Annotated in this window: 17 protein-coding genes; 13 read left to right on the top strand and 4 right to left on the bottom strand. The window is 69.6% G+C overall.

The window, feature by feature from the left end:
- Window positions 1-98: 98 nt before the first annotated feature.
- The gene (locus FYC51_RS04670; RefSeq protein ID WP_187432494.1) at window positions 99-1184 is read right to left on the bottom strand and encodes a DUF4185 domain-containing protein; all 1086 of its coding nucleotides are present in this window, start codon (window positions 1182-1184) and stop codon (window positions 99-101) included.
- Between the two features lie 246 nt (window positions 1185-1430).
- On the opposite strand from FYC51_RS04670, the gene FYC51_RS04665 reads away from it, so the two are divergent.
- From FYC51_RS04665 to FYC51_RS04630, 8 genes are all read left to right on the top strand, one after another.
- Window positions 1431-2465, top strand: a complete 1035-nt coding sequence (locus FYC51_RS04665) for a LacI family DNA-binding transcriptional regulator (protein WP_148732482.1) — start codon at window positions 1431-1433, stop codon at window positions 2463-2465.
- A 121-nt stretch (window positions 2466-2586) separates the two neighbouring features.
- Window positions 2587-3564: an ROK family protein gene (locus tag FYC51_RS04660; protein WP_148732481.1), complete on the top strand. Its 978-nt coding sequence runs from the start codon at window positions 2587-2589 to the stop codon at window positions 3562-3564.
- Window positions 3551-5368, top strand: a complete 1818-nt coding sequence (locus FYC51_RS04655) for a class I mannose-6-phosphate isomerase (RefSeq protein WP_148732480.1) — start codon at window positions 3551-3553, stop codon at window positions 5366-5368. Before FYC51_RS04660 ends, FYC51_RS04655 begins: the two co-directional genes overlap by 14 nt.
- Before the next feature lie 171 nt (window positions 5369-5539).
- The gene (locus FYC51_RS04650) at window positions 5540-6814 is read left to right on the top strand and encodes an ABC transporter substrate-binding protein (RefSeq protein WP_238476215.1); all 1275 of its coding nucleotides are present in this window, start codon (window positions 5540-5542) and stop codon (window positions 6812-6814) included.
- A 4-nt stretch (window positions 6815-6818) separates the two neighbouring features.
- Window positions 6819-7766: a carbohydrate ABC transporter permease gene (locus FYC51_RS04645; RefSeq protein ID WP_148732479.1), complete on the top strand. Its 948-nt coding sequence runs from the start codon at window positions 6819-6821 to the stop codon at window positions 7764-7766.
- 3 nt (window positions 7767-7769) lie between these two features.
- Complete coding sequence (locus FYC51_RS04640; protein WP_148732478.1) at window positions 7770-8582, top strand: carbohydrate ABC transporter permease; 813 nt, start codon at window positions 7770-7772, stop codon at window positions 8580-8582.
- A 10-nt stretch (window positions 8583-8592) separates the two neighbouring features.
- Window positions 8593-10722 carry a hypothetical protein gene (locus FYC51_RS04635; protein ID WP_222863200.1) on the top strand — a complete coding sequence of 710 codons (2130 nt, stop codon included), beginning with the start codon at window positions 8593-8595 and terminating at the stop codon, window positions 10720-10722.
- Entirely contained in the window at window positions 10719-11888 is a 1170-nt protein-coding gene (locus FYC51_RS04630; protein ID WP_148732477.1) for a GDSL-type esterase/lipase family protein, read from the top strand. The genes FYC51_RS04635 and FYC51_RS04630 overlap by 4 nt, the downstream gene beginning before the upstream one ends.
- A 16-nt stretch (window positions 11889-11904) precedes the next feature.
- Here FYC51_RS04630 and FYC51_RS04625 read toward each other — a convergent pair whose 3' ends face one another.
- Both FYC51_RS04625 and FYC51_RS04620 read right to left on the bottom strand, forming a co-directional pair.
- Window positions 11905-12351: a DUF805 domain-containing protein gene (locus tag FYC51_RS04625; protein WP_238476214.1), complete on the bottom strand. Its 447-nt coding sequence runs from the start codon at window positions 12349-12351 to the stop codon at window positions 11905-11907.
- 188 nt (window positions 12352-12539) lie between these two features.
- Window positions 12540-13562, bottom strand: coding sequence for a LacI family DNA-binding transcriptional regulator (locus FYC51_RS04620; RefSeq protein WP_148732475.1), 1023 nt, complete (start codon window positions 13560-13562; stop codon window positions 12540-12542).
- Between the two features lie 267 nt (window positions 13563-13829).
- On the opposite strand from FYC51_RS04620, the gene FYC51_RS04615 reads away from it, so the two are divergent.
- The 4 genes from FYC51_RS04615 to FYC51_RS04600 all read left to right on the top strand — a co-directional run bounded on the left by FYC51_RS04615 (window position 13830) and on the right by FYC51_RS04600 (window position 19057).
- Window positions 13830-15188 (top strand): ABC transporter substrate-binding protein, encoded by a 1359-nt coding sequence (locus FYC51_RS04615; RefSeq protein WP_148732474.1) that lies wholly within the window; start codon window positions 13830-13832, stop codon window positions 15186-15188.
- A 110-nt stretch (window positions 15189-15298) separates the two neighbouring features.
- Entirely contained in the window at window positions 15299-16267 is a 969-nt protein-coding gene (locus FYC51_RS04610) for a carbohydrate ABC transporter permease (protein ID WP_148732473.1), read from the top strand.
- The gene (locus FYC51_RS04605) at window positions 16264-17256 is read left to right on the top strand and encodes a carbohydrate ABC transporter permease (protein ID WP_148732472.1); all 993 of its coding nucleotides are present in this window, start codon (window positions 16264-16266) and stop codon (window positions 17254-17256) included. The genes FYC51_RS04610 and FYC51_RS04605 overlap by 4 nt, the downstream gene beginning before the upstream one ends.
- Before the next feature lie 109 nt (window positions 17257-17365).
- On the top strand, window positions 17366-19057 hold the full coding sequence (locus FYC51_RS04600) for an alkaline phosphatase D family protein (protein ID WP_148732471.1): 1692 nt from the start codon (window positions 17366-17368) through the stop codon (window positions 19055-19057).
- Between the two features lie 36 nt (window positions 19058-19093).
- On the opposite strand, the gene FYC51_RS04595 is transcribed toward FYC51_RS04600, so the two are convergent.
- Window positions 19094-20056, bottom strand: coding sequence for a hypothetical protein (locus tag FYC51_RS04595; protein ID WP_148732470.1), 963 nt, complete (start codon window positions 20054-20056; stop codon window positions 19094-19096).
- A gap of 136 nt (window positions 20057-20192) precedes the next feature.
- On the opposite strand from FYC51_RS04595, the gene FYC51_RS04590 reads away from it, so the two are divergent.
- Complete coding sequence (locus tag FYC51_RS04590; protein ID WP_420797241.1) at window positions 20193-22100, top strand: ABC transporter ATP-binding protein; 1908 nt, start codon at window positions 20193-20195, stop codon at window positions 22098-22100.
- Window positions 22101-22195 lie beyond the last annotated feature (95 nt).

Genomic DNA, 22195 nt, shown 5'->3' with positions numbered 1-22195 from the left:
TTCGGGCGCCACTTGCGTGAGGTGACCCGCGTCACCTGAACACACGGATGCCCCGTGCCGATTCGCTCGGCACGGGGCATCCGTCGTTTCGCGGCTCGTCAGCTCACGCACTGGCCGTTCTTCACCTTCGTGTCGACCGCGACGTAGCGCGGGCGGTAGTTGTCGACGTCGACGTAGAGGTCGTTCGTGTCGAAGCTGTTCACGTTGTACGTGACGAGCAGCGTGTGGCCGTCTCCGAGCTCGGGGTGCGCCTTCGCGTTGTACGTGAAGACGTTGCCGCTCGTCTCGGGCGTGGTGTACAGGACCGTCTTGCCCGTGAACGGTCCCTCGAGGCTGTCGCTGCGGTACATGACGACCTTCGAGCTGAGGATCTCCGTCGCGTCGCCCGTGACGAGGGTGTAGCGGCCCTGGTATCGGCTCACGCTGAACTCGTTCGACACGCCCTCGAGGATGCGCTTCGTTGCGGCCGGGTCGGTGGACCATCCGGCTTCGCCGAGGTACTCCCAGGTGTCGTCGGCGAGGTCGCCGCCGGCCACCCGAGCGAGGTGGGCGAACTTCTGCAGGCCGAGGTCCTCGACGCCGTACACGTAGGTGTAGCCGTCGTCCGGGTTCTCGTAGATCGCCGAACCCCAGTTGACCCCGTTCGTCGCCAGTTCGTCGATCGAGCGCAGCTCGAGCGTCGAGGCGTCGAACGTCGCCACGCCGTTGCCGGCGAACCTGAAGTCCCACATCGTGTCGCCCGTCTTCACGAACTCGACGAGCATGACCTGCAGCTCGTCGCCGTGCACGGTCGCGTCGCCGAACCAGTACCAGTCCTGGCCCTCGTCGCCACCGGGGACCTTGACGAGCGACTCGGGCGCCTCGGGCGTGCCGCCTGTGAAGGTCGTGATCTCGCCATCGTCGTCGACGTTGATCGAGTTGTGGATGAACATCGAGTCGAGCGGGCGGCCGTGGTCCTCGTCTACCTCCCCGAGGAACGTGTCCGAGTAGATCCATGCGATCCGGCCATCCGGAAGCTCGACGCTGTACGCCGAGTCCGCCCCGGTCCATCGACCTGCGGTGTCGCCGTACGTGCCGAATCGGTCGCGCAGCTCCGTGTCGACCTGTGCCGAGATGTCGGCGCAGGTCTGGGCGGCGGTCGCGGACATCGGCACGGATGCGCCGACGAGGGCGAGTGCGCTCACCGTCGAGGCGATCGCGAGGCGCGTTGATCGGGATTGAATTCGCTGAGGCATACCTGAGTGCTCCCCTCCGGCAGCGTCGCCGGACCGCGGAACGGATGCGGTGAGGCCCCGTTCCTGTTAACGTTATCAAGCACGGGAGCGTAGCAGCGAGAGGATCCGCCTGCATAGCCCCTTCGTCGCACGGAGCGCCACCAGACCGCGCGACGGGTTACCGTAGTCCGGCGACGACGCGAGAGGAGGCCGGCCATGGTCGGTGTCGCCCACCCCGGCAAGCAGCCGACCATCAAGGAGGTCGCGCTGCGTGCGGGCGTGAGCCCGATGACGGTCTCCCGAACCCTCGCCGGCGGCGCCAACGTGCGTCCCGAGATCCAGGAGCGCGTGCTCGAGGCGGTCCGCGAGCTCGGCTACCGCCGGAACGAGAACGCCCGGAGCCTCCGGCCCGGGCAGACGAGCGGGCTCATCGGGGTCGCGATCACGAACCTCGGCAATCCGTACTACGGCAACTTCGCGCTCGGCGTCGAGGAGGCCGTCGCCGCGACCGGACGTCGCATCATCCTGGGGAACACGGGCGGCGACCCCGCTCGCGAGCGCCAGCTCGTCGCGGACTTCCTGGGCCGTCAGGTCGAGGGCCTCGTACTCGTCCCGTCCGGCGGTCCGTCCGATCACCTGCGGCCCGAGCGCCTCGGCGACGTGCCGCTGGTCCTCGCCTCGCGCCGGATCTATGGCCTCGACGTCGACGCCGTGCTCCTGGACGACGTGGGCGGCGCGTATCGCGGCACGCTCGCGCTGCTCGACGCGGGCCACACCCGCATCGGGTACCTCGGGAACGTCAGCTCCGCGTTCACGGGCGGCCGCCGCTACGAGGGCTACCTCCACGCGCTGGAGGAGCGCGGCATTCCGCTCGACCCGGCCCTCGTGCTGCGCGAGCAGCAGGACGCCGACTCGGCCAGTGAGGCGACTCGGCGGCTGCTCGACCTCGACGAGCCGCCGACGGCCATCTTCAGCGCGAACAACCGCAACAGCATCGGCGCGCTGCACGAGATCGGCCGGCGCCTCCGGGCGGGCGCCGACGCTGCGGACCTGCCGGAGCTCGTCAGCTTTGACGACTTCGAACTCGCCGGGCTCATGCCCGTCCCGGTCACGGTGGTCGACCACGACCCGCGTGAGCTCGGGCGGGAGGCGGCCAAGCTGCTGCTGTCACGACTCGGCAACGGCGATCGCCATCGTGGGCCCGCGCGACTCGTCGAGATGCCCGTGCGCCTCGCGCCGGCCGTCGGCTGACGCGCCGCGCCGAGCTGCTCCGAGGCTCGCCCGGCCCGGCCTCCCCGATCGGACTTGCGCGATTGCGGACCGCCGGTTATGGTAACGATACCAAACTCGACCACGACGATCAGGAGGACGCATGCGCACCGTGGCCATCGACCTCGGCGGCACCGCCGTCAAGCTCGGCGTGTTCGAGCACGGCCGCGTCGTCGTGGCCGACGAGTTCACCGCCGTCGACGGAGGGATCGGGCTCGACGAGGTCGGCGGCCGTATCGACCGGCTCCTCGACGGCGAGCATGCCGACGCGGTCGGCATCGCCGTCCCCGGCATCGTCGACCCCGAGGCCTCGCGCCTCATCGCGGCGCATGGCAAGTACGCCGAGTTGCACGACCTCGATCTCTCGGCGTGGTCCCGCACTCGATTCGGATGCCCCGCCGTCGTCGAGAACGACGCCCGCGCCGCCCTCATCGGCGAGCTCGCCGACGGCAGCGCGCGAGGCGAGCAGGACGCCGTCCTCATCGTCCTCGGCACGGGCATCGGAACGGCCGCGATCCTCGACGGACGCATCGTCCGCGGACGCCACGGCCACGCCGGGATCCTCGGCGGCCACGTGACGGTCGACCTCGACGGGCCCCGCTGCCCCTGCGGCAACCTCGGTTGCGCCGAGGCGCTCGCCAGCACGTGGGCACTGGCGACGGATGCCGCAGCCGGCGACCTCGCACTCGGCGCCGCGCTTGCCGCTCGCCTCGCCGAGACGGGGACCATCGGCATCCGCGACCTCGTCGAGACCCGTCGGGAGCCCGAGTCCGCTGCGATCCTCGACCGGTACCTCCGTGCCTGGGCCGCCGTCATCGTGACGCAGTGCCACGCCTTCGACCCCGAGGTGGTCGTCGTGACCGGCGGCGTCATGCGCGCCGCCGACGTCATCCTGCCGGCACTTCGCGAGCGGGTTCACGCCGATCTCTGGTCCTCGTCGTTCCGCCCGACGTTCGTCACGCCCGACGACCCGGCCACCTCGGTCCTGCGAGGACTCGCGGCGCTCGCCGCCCACGATCTCGACCCCGCCAGCACCAGCACCACCGACCGCACGACGAAGGACGGCCATGACGACCGTTGACTCCCGCCAGATCCCGCTCGAGGAATACCTGCTCGACGACCGGAGCAGTTACGTGAAGCTGCCCACCGTGTCCCTGCCCGAGGGCAGCGAGGTGCTCGTCGGCGACGAGGCCTGGCGCGCCGCGATGGACATGGCGACGACCGCGACGGGGCATCCGCTCGTCGCCGTCGACGTGTACCCGGGCGCGGACGTCGCGGCGATCGCGGACCGGATCCGGCAGGTGCTGCCCGAGGCCGACGTCATCGACGTCGAGGACGAGGCTGCGGCCGACCGCGCCGTGATCGACGCCCTCATCGCGCGCAACCTCACCGACGACCGCGTGTTCGGCGTCATGAGCCACTTCACGGTCGACGAGTTCTACGATGCGCAGCGCCTCGCCGCCCTGCAGCGTCGGATCGAGGAGCGGACCGGGCCGACGGTGATCGTCGGGTGGGGCGCCGATCTGGCCGCCGGACGCCGCGCCGATGCGCTCGTCCTGGTCGACCTCGCTCGCTGGGAGATCCAGCAGCGCCTGCGTGCGGGTGCAACGAACTGGCGCGCCGACAACGGCGACGAGGACATCCTCCGCAAGTACAAGCGCGGCTTCTTCGTCGAGTGGCGCACCGCGGATCGGCACAAGCGCACCCTCTTCGACCGGATCGACCTGCTCGTCGACGGCAACGCCGCGCTCGACGTGGCCGGCGCCGTGCGCGGCGGCGACTTCCGCCAGGCGCTCTCCGATGCGGCCACGGCACCGTTCCGCGTCGTCCCGTTCTTCGACCCCGGCGTGTGGGGCGGACAGTGGATGAAGAGCACGCTCGACCTCGACCCGTCGATGGCGAACTACGCGTGGTGCTTCGACTGCGTGCCCGAGGAGAACTCGCTGCTGCTCGAGGCGGCGGGGCGGATCGTCGAGATCCCGGCGATGGACCTCGTCCTCAGCCGGCCCCGCGAGCTCCTCGGGGAGCGGACCTTCGCCCGCTTCGGCGCCGAGTTCCCGATCCGGTTCGACTTCCTCGACACCATGGGCGGCGGCAACCTCTCGCTGCAGGTGCACCCGCTCACGGAGTACATCCGCGACACGTTCGGCATGGCGTATACGCAGGACGAGAGCTACTACATGCTCGACGCCGACGAGGACGCGGTCGTCTACCTCGGCCTGAAGTCGGGTGTCGACGCCGACGAGATGCTCGCGGCGCTTCGCGCGGCGACCGACGGGGAGCATCCCTTCGACGCCGAGAAGTACGTGAACGTGTTCCCGGCGCGCAAGCACGACCACTTCGCCATCCCGGCGGGCACCGTGCACTGCTCGGGCGCGAACTCGATGGTCCTCGAGATCTCGGCGACGCCGTTCATCTTCACGTTCAAGCTCTGGGACTGGGGCCGCGTCGGACTCGACGGCGTGCCGCGCCCGGTGCACCTCGACCACGGCGAGCAGAACATCCAGTGGGAACGCGACACCGAATGGGTGGAGCGGAACCTGGTCGGCCAGGTCGAGGAGCTCCGGCGCGAGCCGGGTCTCGTCGAGGAGCGGACCGGCCTGCACGAGCTCGAGTTCATCGAGGTCCGCCGGCACTGGTTCGAGCAGGAGGCCGCCCACGACACCGAGGGCACGGTCAACGTGCTCAACCTGGTCGAGGGCGACGAGGTCGAGATCGTGAGCCCGACCGGGGCGTTCGCGCCCTACGTCGTGCACTACGCCGAGACGTTCATCGTCCCGGCCGCCGTCGGACCGTACCTCATCCGACGGACCGCGAACTCCCGGAGCGAGCGCTTCGGGACGGTGAAGGCGTACGTCCGCGGCACGCGGACGAGCGACGCCTGAGCCTCAGCAAGCCCACAACTGAACACTCCACAATTGAACACCGGCTTTGCAGCACCACAGCACCGCGGCACTCGCCGCAGGCCACCTCACCGCCTTGCGTCCGCTCGAGAGAGTTGATATTTTTGCGCGGGGGTTGGTAACGATACCAAATCTCAGGACAAGGGAGTTCCAGTGAAGTCACGACGGATGGTCGGAGCCGGCGTCGCCGCGCTCGCCGCGACCACGATGCTGCTGACCGGCTGCTCGGGCAGCGGGAACGGCGGCGCCGAGGCGGGCGCCACGACGGGCGCGCTCGATTTCTACACCGACAAGGCGGCGTGGGAGCCCGACTTCGACGAGCTGAACGCCACGAGCGAAGAGGCAGTCGACATCACCCTCAACACGACGGGCTACTCGGACGCCCAGCAGTACGACGCGTTCATCAAGCAGTCGTTCCGCACCGACAAGAGCCCGGGCCTGTTCACCTGGCACACCGGTGACTCGCTCGAGCAGCTCGTGGACGAGGGCCTCGTCGCGGAGACCACCGACCTCTGGGACACAGCCATCGACGAGGGCTGGGCGACCGAGGGCCTGCGCGACGAGTACACGATCGACGACAAGCAGTACTGCGTGCCCATGAACATCGCCTACTGGGTCATGTACTACAACAAGAAGATCTTCGAGGAGCAGGGCATCGAGGAGCCGACGACCTGGAAGGAGCTCGACGCGGCGGCGGCGAAGCTCAAGGACGCCGGCGTCACGCCGTACTACCAGACGAGCACGCTGTTCACCTTCCAGTGGTTCCAGCAGCTCGTCGCGGGCACCGACCCCGAGCTGTACAAGGGCCTCTCGACGGGTGACGTGAAGTACACCGACCCCGAGATCGTCGACATCATGAACATCTGGCTCGACGAGCAGGAGAAGGGCTGGTTCAGCGACGCCGGCAGCACGGTCGACCCCGCGGTCGGCCTGAAGCAGGGCGACTTCGCGATGATCAACTTCGGATCGTTCTTCAACGGCTCGCTCGACGGCGCCGGCATGGTCTCGGGTGAGGACTACGACATGTTCGTGATCCCCGCGGTGAACGGCGACCTCGGCACGACGCCGGTCTCGGTGGAGTCCGGCCCGCTCTGCGTCGCCGAGAACTCGAAGCAGAAGGACCTCGGCCTCGCCTACTCCGAGTGGTGGATGTCGGCCGACGCGCAGACCGCGTGGAACGCCGCCCGCGGCGACGTCGCCTTCAACCCGAAGGCCACCGTCGCGGACCCGATGCTCTCCGAGCTCGGCACCACGGTCGCCGACGGCGAGCACTCGCTGTTCACGCGATACTTCGAGGCGACGCCCACGCCCATCCTCACCGTCGCGCTCGAGCAGTTCGGCGCGTTCAACGCCAACCCCGGTGACCCCATGCCGTTCCTCGAGGCCATCCAGGCCGAGGCGGACACGTACTGGGCCGACCAGAAGTAGTTCGATGATGGCCATCCTGCAGACGCCCGAGCGGGAGCAGGAGGTGCGGGGCCTCGCCGAGGCCCCGCACCACCCCGCCCGGCGCCGGAAGACGCCCTACCAGGGGGCTGCACGGGGGTTCATCGCCCCGGGCGTGCTGCTGGTGGCCGTCCTGCTCTACCTGCCCCTGCTCTGGACGACGTTCCTCAGCTTCACCGAGTACAACGGCCTCGGAGACCCCGAGTTCGTCGGGCTCGACAACTACGTCGAGATGTTCACGGACCCCTCGTTCGTCGGGTCGCTCATGAACACCCTGCTGTGGGTGGGCGGCACGCTGCTCATCCCGGTCGGCATCGGCCTCGCGCTCGCCCTGCTGACGTGGAACCTGCCCGGCGGCATCTGGCTCCGACTGCCGTTCCTCATCCCGTACGCCGTCTCGGGCATCGGCGTCGGCGTCATCTGGTCGTTCATCCTCTCGAGCAACGGAGCCCTCGACCAGGCCCTCGCGGTGATCGGCATCACCGATCCGCCCCGCTGGCTCGTGGATGCCCCGTTGAACACCTTCGTGATGATCATCGCGGCCGCCTGGCAGGGCGTCGGCGTGAACGCCCTCCTGTTCACGATCGGGCTCCAGTCCATTCCGAAGGAGCCGCTCGAGGCGGCCCGCGTCGACGGCGCCACGGGCGTCCGCCTCTTCACGAGCATCCTCTGGCCGATGCTCCGACCGCTCACCGCGGTGGTCGTCGGGCTCTCGATCGTCGCCAGCCTGAAGACCTTCGACATCGTGCTCTCGATGACGAAGGGCGGCCCCGGCCGGGCATCCGAGACGCTCGCGCTCACCATGTATCGCGAGACGTTCGTCAACAGCGACTACGGGCTCGGGTCCGCGATCGCCGTCTTCCTCTCGATCGTCACGCTGCTCGCCTCGGTGCTCTACCTCCGCCAGCAGCTCTCCAAGAAGCACGAGATGTAGCCCATGTCGAGAATCCTCCGCACCACCGTCCTCGTCGTCCTCGGGGTGGTCTGGCTGCTCCCCGTCTACCTCCTCGTGATCAACGCGAGCAAGTCGCCGGCCACCTTCACCTCCACCGAGGCGTGGATCCCGACCGACTTCTCCCTGTTCGCCAACATCGCCGACGCGATGCAGCTCTCCGGCCTGAGCGACAGCGTCGTGAGCACGCTGACCTACGCGGTGGTCTCGCCGATCATCGCGGTCGTGGTCGGCGCCGCGGCCGGCTTCGCGATCGTCGCGCTCCGGCTCAAGCACGGGTTCCTCTGGTTCGTCGTGATCTTCGGCGGCACTGTCTTCCCGCTGCAGATGGTGCTGCTGCCGCTCTTCGACGCGTACTCGCGGGTCGGCCTGTACGACACCCAGGTCGGCATGATCATCGTGTACACCGCGATCTCGATCCCGTTCTCCGCGTTCGTCATGCGCAACTTCTTCACCGGCGTCGCGCACAACGTGTTCGAGGCGTCGGTGCTCGACGGCGCGAGCACCTGGCGGATCTTCTCGCGGATCTACCTGCCGATGGCCTCCAGCGCGCTGGTGGCGATCTTCATCCTCCAGGCGACGTTCATCTGGAACGACCTGCTGCTCGGCCTCACGCTCAGCCAGTCCGACGACGTCCGGCCGATCGTGACGACGCTGGCGGGCATGCAGAGCACCTACGGCGGTGCGCAGATGTCGACCGTGCTCGCCGCGGCGGTGCTCGTGTCGCTGCCGACGGTCGTGCTGTTCCTGTTCACCCAGAAGTTCTTCGCCCGCGGCCTCGCCCTCGGCCAGTACTAGGAGTCCGCCCGTGTTCACCCGCACGTCCCACATCCCCACGGTCGACCACCTGGCCGCCGATCCGGTCACGCACCACTTCGACGACATGGTCGCGCCCTCCGGCCTGACGAATCACCTCGGCACGGTGCGGGTCGACCACGACCTGACCTCGGTGACCGGCGTCCAGTTCCCGCCCGTGTCGCAGGGGCTCGCCACCACGGCGGTGTGCTTCATCGACGGCCGCATCCTGAAGTCGTACGGTGCGCCGATCACGCACGAATGGCGTCCCGACCGAGTGGTGCGTCGGACGGAGCTGCCCGGCCTCGTGCTCGAGACCACGACCGTGGTCGTGCCCGGCCGCACCGCGGTCGCGATCGACATGCGGGTGCGCAACACCGGCGCAGAGCGCCGCGCGGTCGAGGTCATGCTCTCGCTCGCCGCCCGCGTGGTCCGCGGTGATGACGCGTGGAATGCGCCCGAGTCGCCGAGCGCGAAGAACGAGGCATCCGTCGACGGATCGCGGCTCGTGTTCGCCGACGACGCCGGGACCGCGTGGAGCGTGCAGGGCGTCGACCTCCCGGCGATCGCCCGCCTGAGCGGCGTCGCGCCGGCGTCCGAGGAGTTCATGGTCGGCATCGGCGGCATGGGCCGGGGCGGCGACGTCACGGTGGTGCTGGACGTTCCGGCGGGCGCCGAGCGACGCTTCGGCTACGTGCACGCCGTCGGCAGGACCCGCGAGGCCGCGGTCGAGGCGTACGACGCCGTGGTCGACGACGTGGAGGGGGCGGTCGAGGCATCCGAGCAGTACTGGAACACGCAGCTCGAGGCGGCCGTGACGCCGGGGAACCGCGAGTTCTCGGGCCACCTGCCCGTGCTCGAGACCTCGTCCGAGGCGTTGTCCCGTCTCTACTGGTGGGGCATCCTGGGCATCCTCTACTTCCGTCGCGACTACGAGGGCAACGTGCTCGGCCGCAGCTACGACACGCTGATGCCGAACTACTGGGCGACGACGACCTTCCTCTGGGACTTCAGCCTGAGCTCGGTGACCCACGCGCTCCTCGACCCCGAGGCGATGCGGCGCCAGCTCGCGCACTGGATCACGAGCGATACGCACACGCTGTTCGGCACGTCGTCGCTCACCGGCGGCCCCGTCGGCCAGTGGTACTCGGTGAACGACTACGCGATGACCCGGCTCGTGCGCGACTACGTCCGCTTCACGGGAGACGACGGCTTCCTCGACGAGGAGTTCGGCGACGGCCGCAGCGTGCTCGACCACCTGCGGTTCTGGGCGCGCGCCTGGCAGGGCCTGCGGCGGGCATCGAAGCTCGCCGACTACGGCGAGATCGAGAACCTGCTCGAGTGCGTGAGCTCGTACACCCACGAGGTCGCGAGCTTCAACGCCGCGAACGTGTGGAACCTGCGCGTGACCGCCGACCTCCTCGAGTCGCGCGGCGATACGGATGCCGCGGCCGAGCTGCGTGCGGAGGCAGACGAGCTCGTCGAGGCGGTCATGGAGCTGTACCTGCCGGGCGAGGGATTCTTCGCGGCGGGCCAACCCGACGGCACCAGGCTGCCGGTGCGCCACTGCTACGACTTCAACATCGTCGGGACGTCGATCCCCGAGGACCTCGACGAGCGGACCCGTCGGGAGATGGTCGACTTCTTCCGGCGAGAGCTGCAGACGCCCGAGTGGCTCCGCGCGCTCTCGCCCTGGGATCCCGACGCCTCGTACAGCGTGCGCCCCGACCACCAGTGGAACGGCGCGTACGCGGCTTGGCCGGCCGATGCCGCTCGGGCGCTCGTCGCGCTGGGCGAGCCGGAGGTCGCACTCGACTGGCTGCCCGGCCTCGCCCGCAGCGCCAACCAGGGCCCTCCCGGGCAGGCGCACTTCGTCGCCGAGGCACAGCCGCTCCTCAGCGGCGGCGCACGCAAGGCCCCGCCGCAGCTCCCGTACATCAACGACTGGGCGTGCTCGTCGTCGGGTGCCTACGTCGCGCTGGTGATCGAGTCCCTGTTCGGCGCGGCGCCCGGCGTCGTCGGCCTGGGCGAGGTGCACGGATGCGTCGCTGCACTCGATCCCGATGCGGTGCTCCGCGGGCTCCGCGTCGGCGACCGCCTCGTCGACGTGCACGCCGACGGCCGGGTCGTCGACCGGGCATGAGCTCCGGCGGGCTGAGCGAGGTCGACCTCTCCCGGATCGCGGTGCGCGGTGCGGTCGAGATCGAGCGGACGGCCGGGGGACTCCGGCCCCACCGCCTTCCGGCCTGGGCCCGCGTGCAGGTGCCCGATCCATTCATGCGCCAGACCTCGGCCGAGAGCTCGGGCGTGCGGCTCGCCTTCCGCACGGCCGCCACGGGGCTCGAGCTGGAGGTCTCCGCACGCCGGATGGCGCCCGACGAGGCATCCGAGCTGCCGGCGAGCCGCTACGAGCTGACGTCCGGCGGCGCCGTGGTCGCCGAGGCCGGCGCCGTCGCCGGCTCGCGGTACCTCTTCTCGTTCGACGATCCGCGCGGCCTCGTGGTGTACGGGCCGCCGTCCACCGTGCGGTTCGCGGGGCTGCCGCCCGTCGAGACGGAGTACGAGCTCTGGCTGCCGTTCACCGACGCGATCGAGGTCCTCGCACTTCGGGCGGATGCCCCGGTGTCCCCGCCCCTCGAGCGCCCGACCGTGCGCTGGCTGCACCACGGCAGCTCCATCAGCCACGGCTACCGCGCGGATGCGCCGACCGGCACGTGGCCGGCGGTGGCCGCCCTCGCGACCGGGGTCGAGTTGACCAACCTCGCGTTCTCGGGGAGCGCCATGCTCGATCCGTTCACCGCACGGACGATGCGCGACCGTCCGGCCGACGTGATCAGCCTGAAGGTCGGCATCAACCTCGTGAACGGCGACGTCATGCGCATGCGGGCGTTCCGGCCCGCAGTGGACGGATTCCTCGACACGCTGCGGGAGGGGCATCCGACCGTGCCGATCGTGGTGGTCTCGCCGATCTGGTGCGAACCCGTGGAATCGGCGGCCGGCCCGACCGTACAGGACCCGACGCGCACGGAGGAGTGGTCGATCGCGGGCGGCTCGGTCGACGACGTGGCCGCCGGCAGGCTCTCGCTCCGCGCGATCCGCACCGCGCTCGCCGAGATCGTCGCACGCCGCTCCGCCCACGACCCGAACCTGGCGTACCTCGACGGGCTCGAGCTCTACGGTGCGACGGATGCCGCGACGATGCCGCTGCCCGACAACCTCCACCCGGGCCCCGACGTGCAACGCCTCATGGGGGAGCGGTTCGCGGAGCTGGTGCTGCAACCGATCGTGGAGGCCCAGCCTCGCGGCTGAGCCTCCACGTCGCGCCTCAGCGATCGAACCGAGCGCCCTCGGGCTTCGGCTCCAGCAGGAAGAGGATGAGCAGGATGATGCCGCCGACGAACGGGACGATCCCGATGAACCACCAGGCGCCCGAGCGGTTCGTATCGTGCAGGCGGCGCCACGAGAGTGCCAGCCACGGGATGAAGGTCGCGAGCACCCACAGCGTGTAGGGCACGAACGCGACGCTCCAGACCGGCGTGGGCACGCCGTTCTCGTTGACCATCATGGGGTTGCCCATGGTGTACGTGATGCCGTAGAGCACGCCGCCGATGATGGCGTTCGCGAGGAACCACCACCAGAACTCGCTGCGGCTCGCACGGCCATGGAAGGTCGCGTACTTCTTGAAGAATCGACTGAACGCCTGTCCGAAGGTCGCTCCGCGGAGCGGAGCGTCCAGCGGCACCTGTGCGCTGTCGGCGGTGACGTCGGTCACGATGACTCCTTGCATCGACGGGATCTCACGCCCCGGCGCGGCTCGCTGGAGCTCAGCCTCATGATGGCGCTGACCGGCCGATCTCCGCCACATCGCCGCGCCCACGACCTGCACTGCTCCCCATTCGTTACATAGCCGAGCGGCCTGCGGCATCCGCTCGGCCCTGCTCGGATGCCCTGCCGCTCGGCTCAGCGCGGCGCGCTCGTGGTCGCCCGCACGACGAGCCGGGTGGGCAGCGGCGCACCCGAGTCGGGCAGCGGATCGGCCGCGCCCTCGTCGAGCAGCAGCGCCATCACGACGTCGACGGCGAGCCGGCCCTGCTCGCCCGGGTACTGCTCGATCGTCGTGAGTTCGAACATCTCGGCGTACTCGTGCCCGTCGACGCCGATGATCGAGAGGTCGCCCGGCACGTCGATGCCGAGCTTCTCGGCCGCGCGGATCGCGCCGATGGCCATCTCATCGGATGCCGCGAAGAGGGCGGTCGGGCGGGCGCCCGGGTGGCCCAGCAGCTGCAGCGCGCCCGTGTAGCCGCCCGGAAGGCTCACGTCCGCCTCGACGATGACCGCCCGGTGCTCGGGTGGGATCCCGGCGGCGGCGAGCGCGTCGAGGAACCCCTGGCGCCGCTGCCCCTGCACGCTCATGGGCAGGTCGCCCGCCCCCACGCCGGCGAGGTGCGCGATGCGGGTGTGGCCGAGGTGCAGCAGGTGCTCGGTCGCGAGCTGGCCCACGGCGCGATCGTCGACCGAGAGGCGCGCGTCGGCGCCGCCGCTGCCGCCGAGCGCCACGAGCGGCTTCTCCCGCTTCTCGAGCGCCGCGACCTCGTGCTCGTCGAGGTCGACGCCGACCGCGATGACGGCGTCGACGCGCTTGCGGGCGAGGAAGAAGTCGAAGACGCGCGCCCGGTCGGGGCCGGGCTCCGAGAGGTTGTAGAGCGTGAGGTCGTACCCCGCCGAGAGGAGGGCGCGCTCGATGCCCTCGAGCACCTCGCCGAAGAACCACCGGTTCACGAAGGGGATGATGACGCCGACGTTCTTCGTGCGCCCGGTGACGAGGCTCGCGGCATCGGGCGAGGCGATGTAGCCGATCTCCTTCGCCGCGGCCTCGACCCTGCGCCGGGTGTCGTCGGCGACGTAGCCGCCGCCCGAGAGCGCGCGCGAGGCGGTGGCCTTGGAGACGCCCGCGAGCCGTGCGACGTCGCCGATGGCCGCCATCGCCGCCTCCCTCCGTCGGGCTGCTCCGATGCAGAGTGTAGTGCTCGCGGGAGCGAATGTGGAACCGTTTCCTGATGCGGCATCCGCGTGTCGGCGCCGCCCGGCATGCCGACGTGGGAGCGCTCTCCCACCCGTTCCCCGCCGATCGGCCTCGGTGTCCGAACCGTGACCTCGGGTGTCTTGTGAGGAATCGCCCCCGTGCCATACCGTGGAGGCTGGAACCGGTTCCCGGTCCCCTGCCTGCACCACACTCAATGAGGAGAAGACATGAGACTCACACGGCATCGCCGCTGGGCGGTCCCCGTCGTGGCGGCCGCGGCGGTCGGCCTGGCGCTCACGGCATGTACCGGCGACATCGCGAACGAGGAGGCGGCAGACGTCGACTGCGCCGACTACGAGGCGTACGGCACGTTCGACGGCGCCGAGGTCACGGTCGGCGGCACCATCCTCGACCTCGAGGCCGACCGGCTGAACGAATCCTGGGCCGACTTCGAGACCTGCACCGGCATCTCGGTCGAGTACCAGGGCTCGAGCGAGTTCGAGGCCCAGATCGCGGTGCTCGCCGAGGGCGGCAACGCGCCCGACGTCGGCTTCGTGCCGCAGCCGGGCCTGATGAACCGCCTCGCGGCGGGCGGCTGGCTCATCCCGGCATCCGAGCCGGTCGAGGCGAACGCCGACGAGTTCTGGTCCGAGGACTGGAAGGCGTACGGCACCTACGAGGACACGTTCTACGGTGCCCCGCTCATGGCGAGCATCAAGGGCTACGTCTGGTACTCGCCTGCGGAGTTCGAGGAGAAGGGCTACGAGATCCCCAAGACCCTCGACGAGCTCACCGAGCTCTCCGAGACCATCGCGGCCGAGGGCGACCACAAGCCGTGGTGCGTGGGCCTGGAGTCCGGTGACGCCACCGGCTGGCCCGGCACCGACTGGGTCGAGGACTACATGCTGCGCCTGCACGGCGCCGACGTGTACGACCAGTGGGTGAACCACGAGATCCCGTTCAACGACCCGCAGGTCGCAGAGGCCTTCGACGCGGTCGGCGAGTACCTGAAGAACGAGGACATGGTCAACGGCGGCATCGGCGACGTCTCGACGCTGGTCACCGAGGCGTTCCAGACGGCCGGGCTCCCCATCCTCGACGGCGCGTGCTCACTGCACCACCAGGCCTCGTTCTACGAGACCTTCTGGAACCCCGAGGGCGGCGACGAGAACACCGTGGCCTCCGACGGGTCGGTGTTCGGCTTCCTGCTCCCGCCGGTGAACGCCGATGACCCGCTGTCGGTCACCGGCGGCGGCGAGATCGTCGTGGCCTTCCGCGAGGCGGAGGAGGTCGAGGCGTTCCGCTCGTACCTGTCGAGCGACACGTGGGCGAACAACCGCGTGAGCCTCGGCGGCGTCATCAGCGCGAACAAGGGCGTCGACCCCGAGAACGCATCGAGCGAGCTGCTCGTGCAGTCCATCGAGATCCTGCAGGATCCCGAGACGACGTTCCGCTTCGACGGATCCGACCTGATGCCCGGTGCCGTCGGTGCCGACTCCTTCTGGAAGGGCATCGTGGCCTGGGTCGGCGGCGAGAGCACCACGCAGGTCCTCGACACCATCGAGGCCAGCTGGCCGGCCAGCTGACCGTCCGCGCGTCGCGCATGGCGAGAGCCGAAGGCGCGGCATGATCGAGGGGCGGGGTCGACACCCCGCCCCTCGGCACCCCAGCTTCAACGACGAACCCGGGAGGCACGATGACCACGGCCGATCTGCTCGGCAAGCTCCTGCAGGTGGTGATGGGCCTCGCGATCTTCGCGGCGGTCGTCGGCCTCCTCATCTTCTTCATCGACAAGGCCCCGAAGAAGGGCCGCGACTACTGGCAGCTGGCGGGCTTCCTCGCCCCGGCGATGCTGTTCCTCGCCATCGGACTCGTGTACCCGGCGATTCGCACCAGCGTCCTCGCGTTCCAGGACGCGAGCGGCGCCTGGAGCCTCGACAACTTCATCTGGACGTTCACGCAGCCGGCCGCCATCCGCACGCTCATCAACACGATCATCTGGGTGCTGTTCGTGCCGACCATCGCCACGGCGATCGGCCTCGCCTACGCCGTCTTCATCGACCGGTCCCGCGGCGAGAAGTACTACAAGGTCGTGCTGTTCATGCCGATCGCGATCTCCTTCGTGGGCGCGGGCGTGATCTGGCGCTTCGTCTACGAGTACCGGTCGGGCGATCGCGAGCAGATCGGCCTCCTCAACGCCATCGTCGTCGCCTTCGGCGGTGAACCCGTGCAGTGGCTGCAGACCGACCCGATCAACACGTTCCTCCTCATCGTCGTGATGATCTGGATCCAGACCGGGTTCGCCATGGTCCTGTTGAGCGCTGCGATCAAGGGCGTGCCGACCGAGCAGATCGAGGCGGCGCAGCTCGACGGCACGAATGCGTGGCAGCGGTTCATGAACGTCACGGTGCCGGGCATCCGAGGAGCCCTGGTGGTGGTCGTCACGACGATCTCCATCGCCACCCTGAAGGTCTTCGATATCGTCCGCACGATGACCGCCGGAAACTTCAACACCAGCGTCATCGCGAACGAGATGTACACGCAGGCGTTCCGTGCCAGCGAGATCGGACGAGGGTCGGCGCTCGCGCTCATCCTGTTCGTGCTGGTCCTGCCGATCGTCATCTACAACGTCAACGTGCTTCGCAAGCAGAGGGAGATCCGATGAGCAGCGTCGCCCCGGCGGACCTCCCCGTCGGCAAGGACCTCGGTTCGCTCGAGCAGGTCGAGGAGGCCACCTACGGTGAGACCAAGACCGCTCGCGTCAAGAAGCGCCTGACGTCGCGCACGGCGACGATCGCGTCGCTCGTCATCGCCATCCTCTGGACGATCCCGACATTCGGCCTGTTCCTGTCGTCGTTCCGGCCGGCGGAGCTCATCCGAACGACCGGGTGGTGGACGTACTTCGCGAATCCCGGCCTCACGCTCGACAACTACGCGGGCGTGCTGTTCTCGACGTCATCGTCGTCGCCGCAGCTCGGCGCGTACATCGTGAACTCGATCGCGATCGCGCTGCTCGGCACGATCATCCCGCTCGTCTTCGCGTCGATGGCGGCGTATGCCTTCGCCTGGATCAGATTCAAGTGGGTGAACTGGCTGTTCATCTTCGTGTTCGCGCTCCAGATCGTGCCGCTGCAGATGGCCCTCGTGCCACTGCTGCAGATCTTCTCGACCTGGCTCCGACCGTTGCAGGCGTGGCTGCACGACGTGATCCCGATCATCCCCGAGCAGAACTACGCCCCGGTGTGGCTCGCGCACGCGATGTTCGCACTTCCGCTCGCGATCTTCCTGCTCCACAACTTCATCGCGGAGATCCCGGCCGACGTGATCGAGGCGGCGCGGGTCGACGGAGCGACGCACGGCCAGATCTTCTTCCGCATCGTGCTGCCGCTCGCCACCCCGGCGCTCGCGTCGTTCGCGATCTTCCAGTTCATCTGGGTGTGGAACGACCTGCTGGTCGCCCTGATCTTCTCGGGCGGCACGCAGGACGTCGCGCCACTGACCCAACGATTGGCGGAGCTGGTCGGCACGAGAGGCCAGGACTGGCAGCTCCTGACGGCCTCGGCGTTCATCTCGATCGTCATCCCGCTGATCGTGTTCTTCAGCCTGCAGCGCTACTTCGTGCGCGGCCTCCTGGCGGGGTCGACGAAGGGGTAGCCGCACCGGCTCGAACGGGCGGGGGAACGGATGCCGCGTGCTGGAGGGCACGCGGCATCCGCCATGCAACCCGTGGCCATGATCGACCCGACGCGATAGAACGGGATGCATGGCGTCCTCGCCACTGCTCCTCGGACCGATGCTGCGCTACGTCGACGAGACCTCCGCCAGCATCTGGGTGGAGACGCGAGCCGACTGCCGCGTGAGCGTCCACGCAGACGGGCGGTCGTGGCACGCTCGGACGTTCGCCGTGCACGGCCACCACTACGCCCTCGTCGAGGTCGACGGCCTGCAGCCGGGCACGACGCGGCCGTACGTCGTGACCATCGACGGACGACGTGTCTGGCCCGAGGAGGATTCCGCGTACCCGGCCCCCGTGGTTGCGACGCGCACGCCCGGGCGTCCCCTGCGGATGGCCTTCGGATCGTGCCGCACGAGCGTCCCGCACGATCGGCGCGGGAACCGCACGCACGGCGTGGACGCGCTGCGTGCGTTCGCGCTCGCGATCGCCGGGGGCAGTGCGGACCGCCCCGACCTCCTCCTGTTCCTCGGCGACCAGGTCTACGCGGACTCCACCTCGAAGGAGATGCAGGACTTCATCCGGAGCCGGCGCGACATCCACGAGGAACCGGGAAAGGAGCTCAAGGACTACGAGGAGTACGCGCACCTCTATCAACTCGCGTGGTCGGATGGCGCCAATCGATGGCTCCTGTCGACGGTGCCCAGCGCGATGATCTTCGACGACCACGACATCCGCGACGACTGGAACGCGTCGCTGGACTGGAAGCACAGGATGGAGGGCACCTCGTGGTGGCGGGGGCGCATCATCGCCGGACTGGCGTCGTACTGGGTGCATCAGCACCTGGGCAACCTGTCGCCGCGAGCGCGCGCGGAGGACGAGCTGTGGCGCCGCCTGATCGGACGGGACGCCGATCGGGAACTCGACCTCACGGACGCGCTCGATGCGTTCGCCGAGCGGTGCGACACGCATCCCGACGACTACCGCTGGAGCTACTGCCGGGACTTCGATGACGTACGGCTCATCGTCGTCGACTCCCGGGTGGCCAGGGATCTCACGCCTTCCGATCGCGGACTGCTCGACGCCCAGGAACTCGGCTGGTTCGACGAGCAGATGCGCGGGGGCTTCCGTCATGTCCTCGTGGCCAGCTCCCTGCCCTTCCTGCTGCCACTGGGGCTGCACCATGTCGAGGCGTGGGATGAGGCCATCGCCCAGGGTGCGTGGCGGAAGCCCGCCGCCTGGATCGGCGAACGCCTGCGCCAGGCCGTGGACCTCGAGCATTGGGCGGCCTTCCAGAACAGCTTCCAGGCAGTGGCCCGCATCGCGACGGAGGTGGCCGACGGCGAGCGCGGGCCATCGCCGCAGACCGTGACGTTCCTGTCGGGTGATGTGCACTACTCGTACGTGGCTGAGGTGGAGCGCACGACCGGAGCCCGCATCGTGCAGGCGGTCTGCTCGCCGGTGCGGAATCCGCTGCCGCGGTTCCTGCGATGGTTCGCCGTCGTCATGTCCTATGGCGTGGCCACCCCGGTCGGCGCGGCCGCGGCGCGCTCGGCGAAGGTGCCCGATCCGCCGTTCCGCTGGCACACCGTGGAGGGCCCGTGGTTCGACAACAACATCGCCCTGCTCGAAGACGCCGACGATGGGCTCACGATCACGTGGCGGAGCGGCATCGTCGACCACGGCGACGAGTTCCACCCGCGACTCGAGGACGTGGCCTCGGTCACCGTCCCGTCGTCCCGTGACGCCGAAGCGGAGGCTCGGGACGCCACCCCGCCCTGACCTTCGCCGTGGGCGGCACGCTCCCGCGCCGGTGGGTCAGCCGCGGTGCGCACGCCGTCGGTTCGCGACGAGGAGCGTCCCCCCGAGGCCGAGCAGCAGGATCGAGCCCGCGATGAGCCCGCCGATCCCGTCAGGACCCGTCGCCGGCAGCGTCGCCGCCGCGGCAGGGGTCACGGGCGCCGCCGGGCAGGGGGCGAGCGAGAAGTCCGCGCTCGTCGTCAGGTCGACCGTCGTCAGCGGCACGAAGTCGCCGCCGCCGACGAAGGGCGGCTCCTCGTAGGGCTCTGCGGTCCACGAGCCCTCGACCCACACGGTGTAGCTGCGCCCGCCCGGCAACGACGCGAACGAGGCGCTCGCCTCCGCGAACTCGTCGCCCGTCACGACCTGCGGGTCGCCGTAGGGCGTGCCGCCGGAGTCGCCGGCGTCGGTGAGCCATACCGTGTACTCGACGCCGGTGACGAGTCGCGACAGCGACACGTCCGCGGCACCGGTCCCGCCGGCGGCGGTGCACTGCGTGAGCGCGACCTCGACGGCCGGCTGGCACGGCTCGACCGCGAAGGCGATCCAGTCGAATTGGGGGACCGTCGTCTCATCCGGCGGAATGCTCTCCTGGATGTAGACGTAGTAGTTGCCGGGCGGCATGCCGACGAACTCGCGCTCCTCGATGTCGCTCTCGGCGTCGAAGGGTCCGCTGACGGTGAAGTCGGGGCCTTCGACGTCGAACAGGTACGGGTTACCGGGGATGAGGCCCGTGAACGTCACGAACGTGATGCCGTCCCGGTCGGTGCTGCAGCTGAGCGGCGTCACCGTGACCCCGATGTCGGGTGCCACGACCGCAGGCTCGCTGACGGGATTCTCCTCGGCGGATGCGGGACCCGCCGCGAGCCCCGCGAGTCCGCCCGCCAGCACGACGGCGACGGCCGCCGCCGACACCCTCCGAAGCAGCTCGGGCCGCCATCCGTCACGATGACGGGCGTGGGGCACACTGGATCGACGCATGGGCGGAACTCCCTCGGGTTGGAAGCCGAACAATGCTCAAACTAGTGGTCGTCACGCCCTCCGCGAACGTCCCCCGTTCGGGGCGAGGCATCCGGCCGGCCCGTCGCACCCCGCGCTTAGGCTTGAGCGCGTGACCATGCACGCCAGCGCGCCGGGCGGACAGTCCGGCAGGATGGGCAAGCCGCGCACGCGCATCAGCGGAGCCGACGAGAACGCGCAGCGCGCGGAGAACGCCGACGCGCCCAAGATCCCGCACCTCCTGCGTCGCATCTCGGAGCTGTTCGCGCCGCACAAGGCGGCCCTCACCGTCACCGTGATCCTCGTCCTGGTCGGGGCGGCGCTCAGCGTCATCCCGCCCCTGCTGACCGAGCGGGCGTTCGACGACGGGCTGTTCCCCGTCGGCGCCGACGGCGAGCTGCTGCCGCCGAACCTGCCCGTGCTCGCCGGGATCGTGATCGCCATGATGGCGGTCTTCATCGTCTCGTCGCTGCTCGGCGTCTGGCAGACCTGGCTCACCGCGAACGTGGGCAACAAGGTCATGGGCGCGCTCCGCGTGCGCATGTTCACCCACCTGCAGGGCATGGAGCTCAGCTTCTTCACGCGCACGAAGACGGGAATCATCCAGTCGCGCCTGCAGAACGACGTGGGCGGCGTGGCATCCGTGCTCACCAACACCGTCTCGAGCGTGCTCGGCAACACCGTCACGGTCATCTCGGCGTTCGTGGCCATGCTCATCCTGAACTGGCAGCTCACGATCATCGCGCTCATCCTGCTGCCCGTGATGGTCATCGCGCAGCGCCGCGTGGGCCAGGTACGCGCCCGCATCGCGGCGAAGACGCAGGAGTCGCTGTCGGAGATGACCGCGATCACGCAGGAGACCCTGTCGGTGTCGGGCATCCTGCTGTCGAAGAGCTTCACGCGCCAGCGCAGCGAGATCGACCGGTACGCCGACGAGAACGCGAACCAGATCAGCCTGCAGGTGCGCCAGCAGATGACCGGCCAGTGGTTCTTCGCCATGGTCGGCATCTTCATGTCGGCCATCCCCGCGATCGTCTACCTCGTGTCGGGCTGGCTCATCGAGGGCGGCTCGACCGACATCACCGCCGGCACGATCGTCGCGTTCACGACGGTGCAGGCCCGGCTGCTGTTCCCGCTCATGGCGCTCATGCGCGTGGCGCTCGACCTGCAGACCTCGGGCGCCCTCTTCGCGCGCATCTTCGAGTACCTCGACCTGCAGCCCTCGATCACGGATGCCGCCGGAGCCCGCGACGTGCGCGACGGATCAGCGCTCGGGCGCGTCGAGTTCGACGACGTCACGTTCCGCTACCCCGACGCCGACGGCGACTCCGCGCCCACGCTCGACGGCGTGAGCTTCACGATCGAGCCGGGCCAGTACGCGGCGTTCGTCGGACCGTCGGGCGCCGGCAAGACGACGGTGTCCTACCTGGTGCCGCGGCTGTACGAGGCATCCGACGGCTCGGTGCGGTTCGCCGGCGACGACGTGCGCGACCTGCGCCAGGAGTCGCTCATCTCGCACATCGGCATCGTGAGCCAGGAGACGTACCTCTTCCATGCGTCGATCGGCGACAACCTGCGGTACGCGAGGCCCGACGCGACCGACGACGAGCTCGTGGCCGCGGCCCGGGCGGCCAACATCCACGAGACGATCATGTCGTTCCCCGATGGGTACGACACCGTCGTGGGCGAACGCGGCTACCGCCTGTCGGGCGGCGAGAAGCAGCGCATCGCGATCGCCCGGGTGCTGCTGAAGGACCCGCCGGTTCTCGTGCTCGACGAGGCGACGAGCGCGCTCGACACCATCTCGGAGCGCGTCGTGCAGCAGGCCCTCGACGACGCCGCGCGCGGGCGCACGACCATCGCGATCGCGCACCGCCTCTCGACCGTGGTCGCCGCCGACGTGATCTTCGTGGTCGTCGCGGGCCGCATCGTCGAGCGCGGCACGCACGCCGAGCTCGTGCTCGCCGACGGCGTCTACGCGTCGCTCTACCGCCAGCAGGAGGAGCGCCCCGTCCTCGAGGCGTGAGCGCCCGGCGGCCGCACACCCGGCCGGCCCGCCTCGGCAGAGCCCTCCGCCGGGCGCGAGGCCGCCCGAGTCCGTGCCCCCAGTTCAGGGCTGAC

Origin of the sequence: Agromyces mariniharenae (genome assembly GCF_008122505.1) — a bacterium.
Classification (GTDB): Bacteria; Actinomycetota; Actinomycetes; order Actinomycetales; family Microbacteriaceae; genus Agromyces; species Agromyces mariniharenae.
The sequence above is the reverse complement of the archived record's forward strand: the minus strand, read 5'-3'. Positions and strand labels throughout refer to the sequence as shown.

What these genes read in the sequence shown, in the direction of transcription:
- FYC51_RS04660 (WP_148732481.1), top strand. Translation starts at nt 2,587, where the DNA reads ATGCGCACCGTGGCCATCGACCTCGGCGGCACCGCCGTCAAGCTCGGC.
- FYC51_RS04615 (WP_148732474.1), top strand. Translation starts at nt 13,830, where the DNA reads ATGAGACTCACACGGCATCGCCGCTGGGCGGTCCCCGTCGTGGCGGCC.
- FYC51_RS04655 (WP_148732480.1), top strand. Translation starts at nt 3,551, where the DNA reads ATGACGACCGTTGACTCCCGCCAGATCCCGCTCGAGGAATACCTGCTC.
- FYC51_RS04665 (WP_148732482.1), top strand. Translation starts at nt 1,431, where the DNA reads ATGGTCGGTGTCGCCCACCCCGGCAAGCAGCCGACCATCAAGGAGGTC.
- FYC51_RS04595 (WP_148732470.1), bottom strand. Translation starts at nt 20,056, where the DNA reads ATGCGTCGATCCAGTGTGCCCCACGCCCGTCATCGTGACGGATGGCGG.
- FYC51_RS04590 (WP_420797241.1), top strand. Translation starts at nt 20,193, where the DNA reads ATGCACGCCAGCGCGCCGGGCGGACAGTCCGGCAGGATGGGCAAGCCG.
- FYC51_RS04645 (WP_148732479.1), top strand. Translation starts at nt 6,819, where the DNA reads ATGATGGCCATCCTGCAGACGCCCGAGCGGGAGCAGGAGGTGCGGGGC.
- FYC51_RS04605 (WP_148732472.1), top strand. Translation starts at nt 16,264, where the DNA reads ATGAGCAGCGTCGCCCCGGCGGACCTCCCCGTCGGCAAGGACCTCGGT.
- FYC51_RS04630 (WP_148732477.1), top strand. Translation starts at nt 10,719, where the DNA reads ATGAGCTCCGGCGGGCTGAGCGAGGTCGACCTCTCCCGGATCGCGGTG.
- FYC51_RS04640 (WP_148732478.1), top strand. Translation starts at nt 7,770, where the DNA reads ATGTCGAGAATCCTCCGCACCACCGTCCTCGTCGTCCTCGGGGTGGTC.
- FYC51_RS04600 (WP_148732471.1), top strand. Translation starts at nt 17,366, where the DNA reads ATGGCGTCCTCGCCACTGCTCCTCGGACCGATGCTGCGCTACGTCGAC.
- FYC51_RS04610 (WP_148732473.1), top strand. Translation starts at nt 15,299, where the DNA reads ATGACCACGGCCGATCTGCTCGGCAAGCTCCTGCAGGTGGTGATGGGC.
- FYC51_RS04620 (WP_148732475.1), bottom strand. Translation starts at nt 13,562, where the DNA reads ATGGCGGCCATCGGCGACGTCGCACGGCTCGCGGGCGTCTCCAAGGCC.